At 63.6% G+C, this 15,397-nt stretch carries 13 protein-coding genes; 8 read left to right on the forward strand and 5 right to left on the reverse strand.

What is annotated here, in order from left to right:
- Nucleotides 1-5: 5 nt before the first annotated feature.
- Complete coding sequence (metF, locus tag BMW89_RS29285; RefSeq protein ID WP_177196399.1) at nucleotides 6-926, reverse strand: methylenetetrahydrofolate reductase [NAD(P)H]; 921 nt, start codon at nucleotides 924-926, stop codon at nucleotides 6-8.
- A gap of 398 nt (nucleotides 927-1,324) precedes the next feature.
- On the opposite strand from metF, the gene BMW89_RS29290 reads away from it, so the two are divergent.
- On the forward strand, nucleotides 1,325-2,341 hold the full coding sequence (locus BMW89_RS29290; RefSeq protein ID WP_092032035.1) for an LLM class flavin-dependent oxidoreductase: 1,017 nt from the start codon (nucleotides 1,325-1,327) through the stop codon (nucleotides 2,339-2,341).
- A gap of 35 nt (nucleotides 2,342-2,376) precedes the next feature.
- On the opposite strand, the gene BMW89_RS29295 is transcribed toward BMW89_RS29290, so the two are convergent.
- Complete coding sequence (locus BMW89_RS29295) at nucleotides 2,377-3,222, reverse strand: prephenate dehydratase (RefSeq protein ID WP_092032039.1); 846 nt, start codon at nucleotides 3,220-3,222, stop codon at nucleotides 2,377-2,379.
- Nucleotides 3,223-3,243: 21 nt separating this feature from the next.
- A complete protein-coding gene (locus BMW89_RS29300; RefSeq protein WP_092032043.1) occupies nucleotides 3,244-3,984 on the reverse strand; it encodes a 3-deoxy-manno-octulosonate cytidylyltransferase in 741 nt (246 codons plus the stop codon).
- 233 nt (nucleotides 3,985-4,217) lie between these two features.
- On the opposite strand from BMW89_RS29300, the gene BMW89_RS29305 reads away from it, so the two are divergent.
- The 6 genes from BMW89_RS29305 to BMW89_RS29330 all read left to right on the forward strand — a co-directional run bounded on the left by BMW89_RS29305 (nucleotide 4,218) and on the right by BMW89_RS29330 (nucleotide 12,696).
- Nucleotides 4,218-4,772 carry a c-type cytochrome gene (locus tag BMW89_RS29305; protein ID WP_092032047.1) on the forward strand — a complete coding sequence of 185 codons (555 nt, stop codon included), beginning with the start codon at nucleotides 4,218-4,220 and terminating at the stop codon, nucleotides 4,770-4,772.
- A gap of 210 nt (nucleotides 4,773-4,982) precedes the next feature.
- A complete protein-coding gene (locus BMW89_RS29310; protein WP_092032052.1) occupies nucleotides 4,983-6,878 on the forward strand; it encodes an extracellular solute-binding protein in 1,896 nt (631 codons plus the stop codon).
- Between the two features lie 14 nt (nucleotides 6,879-6,892).
- A complete protein-coding gene (locus BMW89_RS29315) occupies nucleotides 6,893-8,764 on the forward strand; it encodes an extracellular solute-binding protein (RefSeq protein ID WP_177196413.1) in 1,872 nt (623 codons plus the stop codon).
- Between the two features lie 2 nt (nucleotides 8,765-8,766).
- Nucleotides 8,767-9,876, forward strand: a complete 1,110-nt coding sequence (locus BMW89_RS29320) for a microcin C ABC transporter permease YejB (protein WP_092032057.1) — start codon at nucleotides 8,767-8,769, stop codon at nucleotides 9,874-9,876.
- On the forward strand, nucleotides 9,876-11,054 hold the full coding sequence (locus BMW89_RS29325; RefSeq protein WP_092032061.1) for an ABC transporter permease: 1,179 nt from the start codon (nucleotides 9,876-9,878) through the stop codon (nucleotides 11,052-11,054). The genes BMW89_RS29320 and BMW89_RS29325 overlap by 1 nt, the downstream gene beginning before the upstream one ends.
- A gap of 4 nt (nucleotides 11,055-11,058) precedes the next feature.
- Entirely contained in the window at nucleotides 11,059-12,696 is a 1,638-nt protein-coding gene (locus tag BMW89_RS29330) for an ABC transporter ATP-binding protein (RefSeq protein ID WP_092032065.1), read from the forward strand.
- Between the two features lie 5 nt (nucleotides 12,697-12,701).
- Here the strand turns inward: BMW89_RS29330 and BMW89_RS29335 are convergent, their stop codons facing one another.
- A complete protein-coding gene (locus BMW89_RS29335; protein WP_092032069.1) occupies nucleotides 12,702-13,556 on the reverse strand; it encodes a C40 family peptidase in 855 nt (284 codons plus the stop codon).
- On the reverse strand, nucleotides 13,549-14,922 hold the full coding sequence (locus tag BMW89_RS29340) for a leucyl aminopeptidase family protein (protein WP_092032073.1): 1,374 nt from the start codon (nucleotides 14,920-14,922) through the stop codon (nucleotides 13,549-13,551). The genes BMW89_RS29335 and BMW89_RS29340 overlap by 8 nt, the downstream gene beginning before the upstream one ends.
- Before the next feature lie 194 nt (nucleotides 14,923-15,116).
- On the opposite strand from BMW89_RS29340, the gene BMW89_RS29345 reads away from it, so the two are divergent.
- Complete coding sequence (locus BMW89_RS29345; RefSeq protein WP_092032077.1) at nucleotides 15,117-15,320, forward strand: hypothetical protein; 204 nt, start codon at nucleotides 15,117-15,119, stop codon at nucleotides 15,318-15,320.
- The last annotated feature ends 77 nt before the right edge of the window (nucleotides 15,321-15,397 follow it).

The following is a 15,397-nucleotide window of genomic DNA, read 5'->3' on the forward strand; positions in this document are numbered from 1 at the left end:
TTATCTTACGCCGCCTTCTGCGCGCTCTTGGCGCGGATGCCGAGCAAATGGCTGATCGCGAACACGAGATCGGCGCGGTTCATGGTGTAGAAATGGAAGGTGTCGACGCCGTTCTTGGCAAGCTTCTGCACCTGGCCGGCCGCAACGGTCGCGGCTACCAGCTTGCGGGTCTCGGCATCGTCATCGAGGCCGTCGAACTTCGCGGCGAACCAGTCCGGCACCGAGGTGCCGGCGCGGGTGACGAAATTGCGGGCCTGCTTGAAATTGTGCATGGGCATGATGCCCGGCACGATCGGAATGTTGATGCCGCGGGCACGGACGCGATCGAGATAGCGGAAGTAGAGGTCGTTATCGAAGAACACCTGCGTGATTGCACGCGTCGCGCCGGCATCGACCTTGGCCTTCAGCGTGTCGATGTCGGCGTCGAAGTCGCGCGCTTCAGGATGCTTCTCAGGGTACGCCGAAACCGAGACTTCGATATCGCCATGCCGCTTCTTGATCCCGGCAACGAGCGCATCGGACGTCTGGTAGCCGTCGGGATGCGAGGCGTAGGGCGTGCCGATGCCGCCGGCGGGATCACCGCGCAAGGCCACGATGTGGCGGACGCCGACCTCGTGATAGCGGTCGACGATCTCGTCGATCTCGCCGCGCGAGGCGCCGACACAGGTGAGATGCGCGGCCGGCAGCAGCGCGGTTTCCGTGAGAATGCGCGAGATCGTCGAATGGGTGCGCTCACGGGTCGAGCCGCCGGCGCCGTAGGTCACCGAGACGAATTTCGGGTCGAGCGGGGCCAGCCGGTTGATGGTCTCCCAGAGATTGCGCTCCATATCTTCGGTCTTGGGCGGAAAGAATTCGAAGGAGATCGCAGGCCGCTTCAAGTGCCCGTCTTGCCCGTCGGAGTGGGCGGGAATCGTCAGATCGGTCATGGCACCACTCACTCCAAGGGCTCGCCCGGTTTTGGCGGCCAGCGGTCAGGTCTAGATTGGGAGAGGCTAAGATAGGGCAAAGAGGGTTCTTTCGACAGCCCATCGGACGTGGGAAATGGCCCACCAGATGCCATGCGAAGCTAAATATCGTGCCGCTTTTGTCGGTTGTGGGAAGTTGTCGAATTGGGATATAGTATAGTAAAATCAATGTTTATTGCGCGATTTGGCGATCGGCGAGGCTGAATCTAAGCTGTGGGCAGAACGAATCTCATATTATGTATCAAGCTCCTGTCCCAACAGCCAGATCCCGGCGAACAAGAGGGCTCGCGTCGCGCACACGCCAGACCTGCGCTGTCGGCCCATTGCCGCCGTGCCGCCCTCCACTAATTTGATGCCCCATGATCCCGCTCTCAGTCCTCGACCTCTCCGTCGTCACCACCGGCACCAAACCCGCCGCGGCGCTGCGCAACAGCATCGACCTGGCGCGGCATGTTGATGGGCTCGGCTATGTCCGTTACTGGCTCGCCGAGCACCACAACCTCGCCTCGGTGGCGAGCCCCGCGCCCGACGTGATGATCGGGCAGATCGCGGCGGTGACCAAGCACATCCGCGTCGGCTCCGGCGGCGTGATGCTGCCCAACCATGCCCCGCTGGTGGTGGCCGAGCGCTTCAAGATGCTGGAGGCGCTGTTTCCCGGCCGCATCGATCTCGGTCTCGGCCGCGCGCCCGGCACCGACGGCGCCACAGCCTATGCACTGCGCAGCCGGCTCGACCGTCGCGAGGGCGACGATTTCCTGGAACGGCTGCACGAATTGATTCTGTGGCAGACCCGCGAATTCCCCTCAGGCCACCCCTACCACAATGTCATCGCGATGCCCGACGACACACCATTGCCGCCGATCTGGCTGCTCGGCTCCAGCGACTATTCCTCGGAGCTGGCTGCCCAAGTCGGCATGGGCTTCGCCTTCGCCCATCATTTCGCGTCCCATGATGCGATCGATGCGATGGTGCACTATCGCAATCGCTTTCAGCCGTCGGCCTGGAGCGCGAGCCCGCGCGCGATCCTCGCGGTCGCTGCCATCGCCGCGGATACCGACGAGGAGGCCGAGAAGCTCGCGACCTCCTTCGACCTCAACCGCCTGCGCCGCGACCGCGGCCAATATCTGCCGCTGCCGAGCGTCGAGGAGGCGCTTGCCTATCCCTATACGGATTCCGAGCGCACCTCGATGGCGCGCAACCGCTCGCGCCTGTTCGTCGGCAATCCGGCGACGGTGCAGAAAAAGCTGCAGCCGCTGATCGATGCGAGCAAGCCGGACGAGTTGATGGTGATCACGGCGGTGTACGATCACGAGGCGCGGAAGAGATCGTATTCGCTGCTGGCGGAGGCGTTCGGGCTTACGAAGAGCGCGGCCTAGTCCCGGCTCGCGCTACGCGCGTCCGGGACACGAGATTACTCCATCGTCGCGCGGAACGGGTGCCCCGGATACACGCCGACGATGCGGAATTCGCGCGAGAAGAATTTCAGCTCCTCGATCGCAAACGCCAGTCCCTTGTCGTCGGGATGGCCATCGACATCGGCGTAGAACTGCGTCGCGAAGAAATTGCCGTCGACCATGTAGCTTTCGAGCTTGGTCATGTTGACGCCGTTGGTGGCGAAGCCGCCGAGCGCCTTGTAGAGCGCGGCCGGCAAGTTGCGCACGCGGAATACAAAAGTCGTCACCAGCGGCCCTGAGCCTTGCGCGGCCCATTTCGGCTCGCGCGCCAGCACCACGAAGCGCGTGGTGTTGTGCGCCTCGTCCTCGATGTCTTCGGCGAGGATGTCGAGGCCGTAGATCTTTGCGGCGAGACGCGAGGCGATCGCGGCGACGGTCTTGTCCTTGCGCTCGGAGATGTCGCGGGCGCTGCCGGCAGTGTCGGCGTGCACGATCGGCTTGATGCCGAGCTTGCGGATGATGCGCCGGCACTGGCCGAGCGCGTGGACATGGCTCTCGACGCTCTTGATGTCGGAGATCTTGGTCCCCTTCACGGCCATCAGCTGATGGCGGACCGGCAAAAACCATTCGCCGATGATGAAAAGGCCGGAGGCCGGCAGCAGATGATGGATGTCGGCGACGCGGCCCGCGACCGAGTTCTCGATCGGGATCATGCCGAGATCGGCCTCGCCCGACGAGATCGCCGACAGCGCGTCCTCGAAGGTAGCGCAGGGCAACGGCTCGGCGTCGGGGTAGGCCTCGACGATGGCGATGTGGGAATTGGCCCCAGGTTCGCCCTGGAATGCGATTTTCATCTTGCTCATGACGGGCCTTGTAACAGCGGCTCAGGATTTGGAAAGGAGGCTGCGCGCGGTCTCGAGGTCCGCCGGCGTGTCGACCCCGCGGGGCACGGTATCGACGATGGTGAAGTCGATGCGCATGCCGGCCTCCAGCGCTCGGAGCTGCTCGAGCTTCTCCTGCAATTCCAGCGGTGAGGGCGGAAGGGAGACGTAGCGCTCCAGCGCGGCGCGGCGATAGGCGTAGAGGCCGATATGGTGGTAGCGCGGTCCGTCTCCGGTCGGGGCGGTCGCGCGGGTGAAATAAAGTGCACGCATCCGCTTACCCCCGAGCGAGGTTCCGATCGCCTTCACGACGCTCGGCGCGAGGTCCTCCTCCTCGGTGTGGATCTGCGAGGCCAGCGTCGCGATGTCCACGGCCGGATCTTGCAGCGGCGGCAGCACCTCGCGGATATTGTCGATCGTGATGGTCGGGAAATCGCCCTGGAGATTGACCACGATCTCGGCCTTGCGGTCCGGATCGAGCTTCTGCATGGCCTCGTGGATGCGGTTCGAGCCGTTGGGATGATCCGGGCGGGTCATCACGGCCTCACCGCCATGGGCTGATACCACCGAGGCGATCTCGGCGGTATCGGTTGCGACCGCGACCCGGCCGATGCCGGCGGCCTCGGCGCGGCGCATCACATGCACGATCATCGGCAGGCCCGCGATGTCGGCGAGCGGCTTGCCGGGCAGGCGGGTGGCGGCCATGCGGGCCGGGATCAGCACCAGGATGCGAGGATCGGTCATGAGGTTCGAAGGTTCGGGTTCAAGGGCCTGGAAACGGGAGGTTTTCCGCGTCGAGAAATGGGGTGGGGACGGGTTCGAAGCCGGGTCGCTTATACGGGTTGCCAGACCCCGGGCAAACCGATATCTCAATGGCAAAACTCGGGGAAACAAGAAGGAACGTTTGATTCTCTGAGGCTCGTCCTGGCGGCCGCTTGGCCGCTATTTCCTTACTGCGGTGTGGGGCCTGGCCGGAAATGGACTCTTTCGAACTCAACAAGATTCTCGGTGCCGTGCTCGGCACCTGTCTCATCCTGCTGGTGACAAGCTTCACCGCCCAGGCGCTATTCTCGCCCAAGATGCCGGAAAAGCCGGGCTTCGAGATCGCCGTGAAGGAAACGGCTGGCGACAAGGAAGGTGGCGCGGCCGCCGCTGCGCCCTCCGAGCCGATCGAAAAGCTGCTCCAGACCGCATCCGTCGAGAAGGGCGCTTCCGCCGCCAAGAAGTGCGGCGCCTGCCACACCTTCGAAAAGGGCGGCCCGAACCGCGTCGGTCCGAACCTCTTCGGCATTGTCGGCGACCATGTCGGCGAAGGCCGTGGCGGCTTCAACTTCTCGGCCGCGATGAAGGGCAAGGGCGGCGCCTGGGACTTCGATGCGCTCAACAAGTTCATCGCCAGCCCGAAGGCCGCTGTCCCCGGCACCGCGATGGGCTTTGCCGGCATCCCGAAAGACAGCGAGCGCGCCGACGTCATTGCCTATCTGAACAGCCTCTCCGACAGCCCGAAGCCGCTGCCCACCGCGGCGAAGTAAGGCCTCAACATCACGTCTTGGAATATGCGGCCAGGCTGAAAAGCCTGGCCGTTTCGTTATCCCGGCCTCGTGATGAAATTATCGGGGCGTTTGGCCGCATCCAAGGGGCGTCCGGCCTTCCAAGATGAGGAAAAAGCAACATATTCCGTCGAAACCTCGCCTATATTGGGACCTTAAAGGAGTAGCCTCCTTCAAGACAGGAATGTTGATTTGGCCATTACCCGACGCGATCTCCTGCTCACCGGCACTGCCGCCGCAGCGCTCCCCGCTCTTGGTTCCGTAGCGGGCGTCCCCGTCATCGGCACGGCCGCGGCGCAGTCGGCGGGAGAGCTGCCCTGGCGGCACGCGCTGTCGCTGTTCGGCGACATCAAATACCCCGCCGACTTCAAGCGCTTCGACTACGTCAATCCGGATGCGCCCAAGGGCGGTGTCGCGCGGCTGATCTCGATCGGGACGTTCGACAATTTCAATCTCGCGGTCGCCGGCATCAAAGGTAGCATCGCCCCGGCCGCGGCGATGATCTACGAGACGCTGATGACCCGGTCGCAGGACGAGGTCGCGACTGAATATGGCGAACTCGCCGAATCCGCCCAACATCCGGATGACTTCTCCTGGGTGATCTATCGTCTGCGCAAGGAAGCGCGCTGGCACGACGGCAAGCCGGTGACGCCCGAGGACGTCATCTTCTCGCTGGAGACGTTCAAGCAGCAGAGCCCTATGTATGCGTCCTACTACCGCCATGTGACGAAGGCGGAGAAGGTCGGGGAGCGTGATGTCAAGTTCAGCTTCGACGGGCCGGGCAACCGGGAATTGCCGACCATCGTCGGCGAATTGACCGTGCTGCCGAAACATTGGTGGGAAGGCACCGACGCCCAGGGCCGCAAGCGCGATGTCGGCGCGACCACGCTGGAGATGCCGCTGGGCTCCGGCCCGTACCGGATCAAGGAATTCGTGGCGGGGCGTTCGATCAAGCTCGAACGGGTGAAGGATCATTGGGGCGCCAACGTGCCGAGCCAGATCGGTACCAACAATTTCGACGAGCTGCGTTTCGAGTTCTTCCGCGACAACCAGGTCGCGCTGGAGGCGTTCAAGGCTGACCAGGCCGACTGGATCGCGGAAAACTCCGCCAAGCAGTGGGCGACGGCCTATGACTTCCCGGCGGTCGCCGAGAAGCGGGTGATCAAGGAAGAATTTCCGATCAACGATTCCGGCCGCATGCAGGCCTTCGTCGTCAACATCAGGCGTCCCCAGTTCAAGGACGCGCGGGTGCGGCGCGCCTTCAACTATGCCTTCGACTTCGAGGAGATGAACAAGCAGCTGTTCTTCAGCCAGTACAAGCGGATCAACAGCTATTTTGAAGGCACGGAACTCGCTGCGACAGGTCTGCCGCAGGGTGAGGAGTTGCAGATCCTCGAAACCGTCAAGGACAAGGTGCCGCCGGAAGTCTTCACCACGCCATACCAGAGCCCCGTCGGCGGCAATCCTGAAGCCGTACGCGCCAATCTCCGCGAGGCTGCAAAGTTGCTGAAAGAGGCCGGCTTCGAGGTGCGGGACCACAAGCTGGTCGATGCCTCGGGTAAGGTTCTGACGGTCGAAATCCTGGTGCAGGATCCCTCGTCCGAGCGCATCGCGCTGTTCTACAAGCCCTCATTGGAGCGGATCGGCGTCAACACGTCGGTTCGCGTGGTGGATGACGCGCAATACCAGAACCGGCTGCGCAGCTTCGACTTCGACATGATCATTGATCAGTGGGGCGAGTCGCTCTCGCCGGGTAACGAGCAGCGCGAGTTTTGGGGCTCGCAGACCGCTGATGTGCCGGGCGCGCGCAACACCATCGGCATCAAAAATCCGGCTGTCGATGCCCTGATCGAGAAGGTGATCTTCGCAAAAGACCGCGCTGGTCTTGTCGCCGCGACCCGTGCGCTCGACCGCGTGCTGCTGTGGAATTTCTACGTGGTGCCCCAGTTCACCTATCCATTCGCACGCTATGCCCGCTGGGACCGCTTCAGCCACGCCGAGCCGATGCCGAAATACGGCCGGTCGGGCCTGCCGACATTGTGGTGGTACGACGCCGAAAAAGCTGCGCGTATCGGGAAACGATCTTGAGAAAGCAATCGCGGATGGCGCAGCTTTCACGCCGGCATGTGCTGGCCCTGGGTGCCGGCGGCGCGCTCAGCGCCGCCCTGTCGCGCGGCGCGGCGGCGTCGGAAGGGCCGGCCGAGGCGCACGGCATCTCGGCGTTCGGCGATCTCAAATATCCCGCCGACTTCCACCATTTCGACTACGTCAATGTCGGTGCGCCGAAGGGCGGTGCGTTCTCGCTGATTCCGTCGGTGCGGGCCTACAACCAGTCCTATTTCACGTTTTCTTCGCTCAACGCCTATATCCTGAAAGGCGAGGGCGCACAGGGCATGGACATGACCTTCGCGCCGTTGATGGTGCGCGCCAATGATGAGCCCGACGCGATGTACGGGCTTGCGGCGAAATCGGTGCGGATTTCGCCGGACAAGCTAACCTACACCTTCGCGATGCGCCCCGAGGCCCGCTTCCACGATGGCTCCAGGCTTACCGCGCATGACGTTGTCTTCTCGCTCACCGCGCTGAAGGAGAAGGGCCACCCGCTGATCGTCGTGCAGCTCCGCGATTTCGTGAAGGCCGAGGCGCTCGACGATGCCACCGCGGTCGTCACCTTCGCGCCGAACCGCGCACGCGACGTGCCGCTCTATGTCGCGAGCCTACCGATCTTCTCGAAAGCGTATTACGCCACGCGCGCCTTCGATGAATCGACGCTCGATACGCCGGTGGGCTCCGGCCCGTACAAGGTCGGCAGGTTCGAGGTCAACCGCTACATCGAATACGAGCGCGTCAAGGACTGGTGGGGCGCCGACTTGCCGGTCTGCCGCGGCAGCTACAATTTCGACATGGTGCGCTACGAGTTCTACCGCGACCGCGACGTCGCCTTCGAAGGTTTCACCGGAAAGAATTATCTGTTCCGCGAGGAGCTCACGTCGCGCATCTGGGCGACGCGATACGATTTCCCGGCAATCAAGGACGGTCGCGTCAAGCGGGAGCAGCTGCCTGACGAAACCCCGTCAGGCGCGCAGGGCTGGTTCATAAATCTTCGCCGCGACAAGTTCAGGGATCCGCGCGTGCGGGAGGCGCTGATCTACGCCTTCGATTTCGAGTGGACCAACAAGTCGATCATGTACGGCGCCTATGCGCGCACACACTCGCCGTTCCAGAATTCCGACATGATGGTCTCCGGGCCGCCCTCGCCTGAAGAGCTCGCGTTGCTCGAGCCGTTCCGCGGCAAGGTGCCCGACGAAGTGTTCGGCCAGCCTTTCGTGCCGCCGGTGTCGGATGGCTCAGGACAGGACCGCGCCCTGCTGCGCAAGGCGAGCGAGCTGCTCAACGAAACCGGCTACGTCATCAAGGACCGCAAGCGGGTGCTGCCCAATGGCGAGCCCTTCACGATCGAATTCCTGAACGACGAGCAATCGATCCAGCCGCATCATGGGCCTTATTTGAAGAACCTCGCGACGCTCGGCATCGACGCGACCTTCCGTCTTGTCGATGCCGTGCAGTACCGCGCGCGGCTCGAGGATTTCGATTTCGATATGACGATCGAGCGGTTTTCGATGTCGGCCACGCCTGGCGATGCCATGCGAGCGTTCTTCTCCTCGCAGGCGGCCAAGACCAAGGGCTCGTACAATCTCGCCGGCATCTCCGATCCGATCATCGACGCGTTGATCGACAAGATCATTGCCGCCCAGACCAGGGCGGAGCTGACCACAGCCTGCCGGGCGTTCGACCGGGTGTTCCGGGCCGGGCGCTACTGGGTGCCGCAATGGTACGCGAACTTCCATCGCGTGGCCTATTGGGACCAGTTCAGCCATCCCGACAAGCCGCCGAAATATGCGCAAGGCGTCGGCGCGCCGGAGAACTGGTGGTTCGACGCCGCCAAGGCGGCCAAGCTCGAGCAGGCGAAATAATCATGAGCGCGTATATCGCCCGCCGCATCCTTCTGATGATTCCGACTTTGCTCGGGATTCTCTTCGTCTCCTTTGTCGTCGTGCAGTTCGCGCCGGGCGGCCCGGTCGAGCGCGTGATCGCGCAACTCTCGGGCGCCGACACCGGCGGCAGCTCGCGTATCTCGGGCGGCGGAGATTTTGCGCAGCGCGCGCCCGGCCAGTTGGGCGCCGGTGGCGATGCCGTCAGCTCCAAATATCGCGGTGCGCAGGGGCTCGACCCCGACTTCATCAAGAAGCTGGAGAAGCAATTCGGATTCGACAAGCCGGCACCGGAGCGCTTCGCGCTGATGGTGTGGAATTTCGCCCGCTTCGATTTCGGCAGCAGCTATTTTCGCGATGTCAGCGTGCTCCAGCTGGTCAAGGAGAAGCTGCCGGTCTCGATCTCGCTCGGCATCTGGCTGACGCTCCTGACCTATTTGATCTCGATACCGCTCGGCATCCGCAAGGCGGTCAAGGACGGCACGCGCTTCGACACCTGGACGTCGAGCGTACTCGTGCTTGGCTATGCGATACCCGGCTTCCTGTTCGCGATCCTGCTGATCATTCTGTTTGCCGGGGGCTCGTTCTTCAACTGGTTTCCGCTGCGCGGGTTGACGTCGGACGGCTGGTCGCAATTCCCCTGGTACTGGAAGATCATCGATTACTTCTGGCATTTGACGCTGCCGCTGATCGCGATGGGGCTCGGCGCCTTCACCACCATGACGTTCCTGACCAAGAACTCGTTTCTGGACGAGATCCGCAAGCAATACGTGATGACCGCGCGTGCGAAAGGCTGCAGCGAGAATCGGGTGCTCTACGGCCACGTCTTCCGCAACGCCATGCTGATTGTCATCGCAGGCTTTCCCAGCACCTTCATCCACGCCTTCTTCTCGGGCTCGCTTCTGATCGAGACCATCTTCACGCTGGACGGGCTCGGACTGCTCAGTTTCGAGAGCGTTCTCAACCGCGACTACCCCGTGGTGTTCGGCACGCTCTTCATCTTTTCGCTCGTCGGTCTCGTGGTCAACCTCATCTCGGATCTCACCTACATGTGGATCGATCCGCGGATCGATTTCGAGGCACGGGAGGTCTGATGACGCTGACTGCCCCCACCCCGATCGAGACCACCGCGAAGTCGCCGCTCGGCGATGCCGTGCCGATCACGCGCAAGCCGTTCGTGCCATCGCCGCTCAACAGGCGGCGCTGGCAGAATTTCAAGGCGAACGGGCGCGGCTACTGGTCGCTCTGGATCTTCATGATCCTGTTCGTGGTGTCGCTTTTCGCCGAGCTGATCGCCAATGATCGGCCGTTCCTGGTCAAATATGACGGCCATCTCTACTGGACGGCCTTCGTCACCTATTCGGAGACGACCTTCGGTGGCGACTTTGAAACGGCGGCTGACTACCGCGATCCCTATTTGCAGAAGCTGATCAAGGACAAGGGCGGCAGCGTGGTCTGGCCGCTGATCCGCTACTCCTACGGCACCCACAATCTCGATCTGCCGACGCCCGCGCCGTCGCCGCCGACCTGGATGCTGACGGAAGCGCAGTGCAAATCCGTTGTCGAGAAGAAAGGCCTGAAGAGCTGCCGGGACCTCGAATACAACTGGCTCGGTACTGACGATCAAGGCCGCGACGTGGTTGCGCGCCTGATCTACGGTTTCCGCATCTCCGTGCTGTTCGGCCTCTGCCTGACCATCGTCTCCTCCGTCGTCGGCATCGCCGCCGGCGCGGTGCAGGGTTATTTCGGCGGCTGGGTCGACCTGTTATTCCAGCGTTTCATCGAGATATGGACTGCAATCCCGTCGCTCTATCTGCTGCTGATCCTGTCGTCGGTGCTCGTGCCGGGCTTCTTCGTGCTGCTCGGCATCCTGCTCCTGTTTTCCTGGGTGTCGCTGGTCGGCCTGGTGCGGGCTGAATTTTTGCGCGGTCGCAATTTCGAGTACATCCAGGCGGCGCGGGCGCTCGGCGTGTCGAACGCCGTGATCATGTTCAGGCATTTGTTGCCAAACGCCATGGTTGCGACAATGACGTTCCTGCCGTTCATCGTGTCCTCGTCGGTGATGACGCTGACGGCCCTCGACTTCCTGGGCTTCGGGTTGCCGCCCGGCTCGCCGTCGCTCGGCGAGCTGCTGTCGCAGGCCAAGTCTAACGTCCAGGCACCTTGGCTTGGCTTTTCCGGATTCTTCTCGGTCGCGATCATGCTGTCGCTGCTGATCTTCATCGGCGAAGCCGTGCGCGACGCCTTCGATCCGCGCAAGACGTTCAGGTAAGCCAATGGACGCCATCAACCAGCCCTTGCTCAGTGTGCGCGATCTGTCCGTGGCCTTCCACCAGGGCGGCGCCACCACGCTTGCGGTCGATAAGGTCTCGTTCCAGATCAAGCGCGGCGAATGCGTCGCGCTGGTCGGGGAGTCAGGCTCCGGCAAATCGGTCAGCGCGCTTTCGATCCTGAAGCTCTTGCCTTACCCGAATGCGTCGCATCCTTCGGGGAGCATCCGCTTCAAGGGACAGGAGCTTCTCGACCGGACCGAGCGACAGATGCGGGAGGTTCGCGGCAGCGACATCTCCATCATCTTTCAGGAGCCGATGACCTCGCTCAATCCGCTGCACACGATCGAGTCGCAGATCGGCGAGATCATCCAGCTGCACAATCCGACCAGCAATGCGCAGGCGCGCAAGCGCACGCTGGAACTGCTGACCCAGGTTGGCATCCCCGAGCCCGAAACGCGGCTCAACAGCTATCCGCACCAGCTCTCCGGCGGCCAGCGCCAGCGCGTGATGATCGCGATGGCGCTCGCCAACGAGCCGGATCTGCTGATCGCGGACGAGCCGACCACGGCGCTCGACGTCACCGTGCAGGCGCAGATCCTGACGCTGCTCGCCGAGATCCGCGCGCGGCTCGGCATGAGCCTGCTCTTCATCACCCACGATCTCGGCATCGTGCGCCGCATCGCCGACCATGTCTGCGTGATGAAAGGCGGCGTGATCGTCGAGCAGGGACCGGTCGAGCAGGTCTTCAGGAGCCCGGAGCATCCCTATACGCGCGACCTGCTCGCGGCCGAGCCGAAGCCCGATCCGGCGCCGCCGCAGCCTGATGCGCCGGTGGTGATGGCGGCCAACGATCTGAAGGTGTGGTTTCCGATCAAGCGCGGCCTGATGCGCAAGACGGTGGGCCACATCAAGGCGGTCGACGGCGTCAGCATTGCCGTGCGCAAGGGCGAGACGCTCGGCGTTGTCGGCGAATCCGGGTCGGGCAAGACCACGCTCGGACTTGCCCTGATGCGATTGATCTCCTCGAACGGACGCATCGTGTTCCTGGGAAAAGACATCCAGGGCCTGCGCTTCAAGGAGATGCGGCCGTTCCGGCGCGACATGCAGATCGTGTTCCAGGATCCGTTCGGCTCGCTCAGCCCGCGCATGTCGATCGCGGACATCATCGCCGAGGGTCTCTCCGTGCATCAGCCAAAGCTGTCGCGCGAGGAACGCGAGGCGCGCGTCGTCAAGGCGCTGGAAGATGTCGGGATGAAGCCGGACACCCGCTACCGCTATCCGCACGAGTTCTCGGGCGGGCAGCGCCAGCGCATCAGCATCGCGCGTGCCGTGGTGCTGGAGCCCGATTTCGTCGTGCTGGACGAGCCGACCAGCGCGCTCGACATGCTGTTCCAGGCGCAGATGGTGGACCTGTTGCGCGAGCTCCAGCGCAAGCGCGAGCTCACCTACATGTTCATCTCGCACGATCTGCGCGTCGTCGCCTCGCTTGCCAGCCATCTCATCGTGATGCGCAACGGCAAGGTGGTCGAGGAAGGGCAGGCGGCCGAGCTATTCAAGAATCCGAAGACGGATTACACCCGCGCGCTGTTCGCGGCGGCGTTCCGGCTGGAGACGGCGGGGAATGGATCGGTGGCGACGTAGCTTCGTTACAGCCGCTTGATCGCGACGACCTCGCTGCCTGCCTGCTTGATCCGGGCGATCGCCGGTTCGATCGGCTCGATCACCGTGGCCATGTGATGCGCATTGGCGTGAACCATGGTGCCGGCGTCGCGGACGATGGCGACATGGCCCTTCCAGAAGATCAGATCACCGCGCCGCAAGCTGCTTCGCTCATGCGGCTCCAGCGCGCGGCCAAAACCCGCCTGCTGCATGTCGCTGTCGCGCGGACAGCCGGTGCCGGCTGCGGTCAGCGACACCTGCACCAGGCCGGAGCAATCGATGCCAAGGCTGCTCTTGCCGCCCCAGAGATAGGGCGTGCCGACGAAGCGCTCGGCAACAGCGACGAAATCCGGCTCGCGATGGTCGAGTGGAGCGAGATGCGTCTTCGGCAAAAAGCTCCCATCGCGCGTCATCGCGAAAGAGCCGTCCTCGCGCGTCACCGCAATCTTCGATCCCAGCACCAGCGTGTCGACAGGCGGCAGCTTGATCGAGGGGCCGGGGAAGGCGAACGTCCGCAGTGCGCTCACCTTGTGCGTCGGCGCGGCGGTCGGCTTCATCAGCGCTGCATCCGGCAGCCAGCCGACATAGCCGTCGCCATTGAGCTGACCCCAGGCCCAGCCTTCGCCGTTGCGGTCGTAGACCGTGACGCGCTCGCCGCGCAGCGCTTCCGTCATCAGCATTGCGTTCGATGACGGCTGCTCGCGCACGGCCGCGATCGGCGCGACCACCTCAAATTCCTCGCCGGTGACGAAGCGATCCGCCCCGACCTTGCCTTCGAGATATTTGGCGGCGAGGTCCCCCCGCGCCGGCGTCAGCCTTGGATCGTGTCCCGGATCAGGCATAACGCTCGCTCAGCAAGGTGTAGATGGCGCGCGCGGCCTGGCATTCGCCGCCTTCAGGACGCGCCGGTTTCGCCGACGGCGTCCAGCCGTAAATATCAACATGCAGCCAGCTCTTGGCGTTCTCGACGAAGCGCTGCAAAAACAGCGCGCAAATGATCGAGCCGGCAAAGCCGCCGGAGGGGGCGTTGGTGATGGTGGCGGTCTTGGAGTCCAGCCACGCATCGTAAGGCGGCCACAGCGGCATCCGCCACAACGGATCGTTCTCCTTCGCCGCGCAGCGCGCGACGTCGGCGGCCAGCGTCTCATCATTGGTGTAAAAGGGCGGTAAATCCGGCCCCAGCGCCACGCGTGCGGCACCGGTCAGGGTACCCAGATCGATCAGCAGGTCCGGCTTCTCCTCGTCGGCGAGCGCCAGCGCATCGGCGAGCACCAGGCGGCCTTCCGCGTCGGTATTGCCGATCTCGACGGTGATGCCCTTGCGCGAGGTAAAAATGTCGAGCGGGCGGAAGGCATTGCCGGCGACCGCGTTCTCCACGGCCGGAATCAGCACGCGCAGCCGCACCTTGAGCTTCGCGTCCATTACCATGCGCGCCAGCGCCAGCACGTTGGCGGCGCCGCCCATGTCCTTCTTCATTATCAGCATGCCGCTCGACGGCTTGAGGTCGAGCCCGCCGGTGTCGAAGCAGACGCCCTTGCCAACCAGAGTCACCTTGGGATGGCCGGGATCACCCCAGCTGATGTCGATCAGCCGCGGCGCGCGGTTAGAGGCCATGCCGACGGCGTGGATCAGCGGGAAATTCGTCTCCAGATCCTCGCCGATGGTGCAGGCAAAGCTCGCACCGAATTCGCTCGCGAGCGCTTGCGCGGCTGCGGCAAGCTCCTCCGGACCCATGTCGTTGGACGGCGTGTTGATGAGGTCGCGCGCCAGCATCGCGGCGTCCGCGATGCGGCTGATCTCGGCTGCGTCGACGCCAGCCGGTGGCACCAGACGGACATCGGGGCGATCGGCCTTGCGGTAACGGGCGAAGCGGTAGCACCCCAGTGCAAAAGCGAGCGCCGCCAGTCGTGCATCGTGCGGTGCATTGGCAAAGCGATAAATGCCTGATGGCAGCAGGCCGGGCAGGGCGCCCGGCCTGAACAAGTCGCGTGATCTTGCAGCCTCGTCCTCGAGGCCGAACAGCACCTGCGAGATTGTGCCATCCGCCGCGGGCAGCGCCAGATAGCCGCCGGGCTTCGCAGCAAAACCGTTCGCGGTCGCGAACTGGCGTTGTGCCGGCGGCAGCGTCTCGGCGACCTGATCCCAGCTCGACTTGGTGACGAAGGTGATCGGGATAGCGTTGGGCGAGGTCTCGAAGACAGAAGGCATTTGCGGGTCCGGATCGTCAGATCAAGCGATTGGAGCAGACTTCGCAGAGTTTTGCCGCGCCTGCAATCGGCTTTGCTGTCACCGTCCCGCGAGCCGCTACTCGCAGCCGGGGGGCCATGCTAGGTTCCGAAAAACGGCCGCCAGTCGTGGAGATCGCGCGCGGCCGAAGACAAAGCCTGCCGGGAGGAAATTCAATGGAATTCGTGTGGAGCGTGGTCACGTTCATTGGCCAGGCCGTCGAGGCGATCTTCGGCTACGTCGAGCACCATCATTGGATCTTCGCGTTCCTGGCCGGTGGCTACGTCTTCTATCTCCACGACCGCTCCGTCCACGCGCGCTTCGATGCGCTCGACAAGCGCATCGACGAAATCCGCAAGCGCATGGCCATCGAATATTGATCGGGCGAAGCGAAACCGGCGACGGCCGGATCTCGTAGCTATCCACGTTGAGAACTGCCGTTCACGAGAGCGCGCCG

Origin of the sequence: Bradyrhizobium sp. OK095 (genome assembly GCF_900109945.1) — a bacterium.
Classification (GTDB): domain Bacteria; phylum Pseudomonadota; class Alphaproteobacteria; order Rhizobiales; family Xanthobacteraceae; genus Bradyrhizobium.

Coding starts and splice junctions, on each gene's coding strand:
- metF (WP_177196399.1), bottom strand. CDS start 926: ATGACCGATCTGACGATTCCCGCCCACTCCGACGGGCAAGACGGGCAC.
- BMW89_RS29290 (WP_092032035.1), top strand. CDS start 1,325: ATGATCCCGCTCTCAGTCCTCGACCTCTCCGTCGTCACCACCGGCACC.
- BMW89_RS29295 (WP_092032039.1), bottom strand. CDS start 3,222: ATGAGCAAGATGAAAATCGCATTCCAGGGCGAACCTGGGGCCAATTCC.
- BMW89_RS29300 (WP_092032043.1), bottom strand. CDS start 3,984: ATGACCGATCCTCGCATCCTGGTGCTGATCCCGGCCCGCATGGCCGCC.
- BMW89_RS29305 (WP_092032047.1), top strand. CDS start 4,218: ATGGACTCTTTCGAACTCAACAAGATTCTCGGTGCCGTGCTCGGCACC.
- BMW89_RS29315 (WP_177196413.1), top strand. CDS start 6,893: ATGGCGCAGCTTTCACGCCGGCATGTGCTGGCCCTGGGTGCCGGCGGC.
- BMW89_RS29320 (WP_092032057.1), top strand. CDS start 8,767: ATGAGCGCGTATATCGCCCGCCGCATCCTTCTGATGATTCCGACTTTG.
- BMW89_RS29325 (WP_092032061.1), top strand. CDS start 9,876: ATGACGCTGACTGCCCCCACCCCGATCGAGACCACCGCGAAGTCGCCG.
- BMW89_RS29330 (WP_092032065.1), top strand. CDS start 11,059: ATGGACGCCATCAACCAGCCCTTGCTCAGTGTGCGCGATCTGTCCGTG.
- BMW89_RS29335 (WP_092032069.1), bottom strand. CDS start 13,556: ATGCCTGATCCGGGACACGATCCAAGGCTGACGCCGGCGCGGGGGGAC.
- BMW89_RS29340 (WP_092032073.1), bottom strand. CDS start 14,922: ATGCCTTCTGTCTTCGAGACCTCGCCCAACGCTATCCCGATCACCTTC.
- BMW89_RS29345 (WP_092032077.1), top strand. CDS start 15,117: ATGGAATTCGTGTGGAGCGTGGTCACGTTCATTGGCCAGGCCGTCGAG.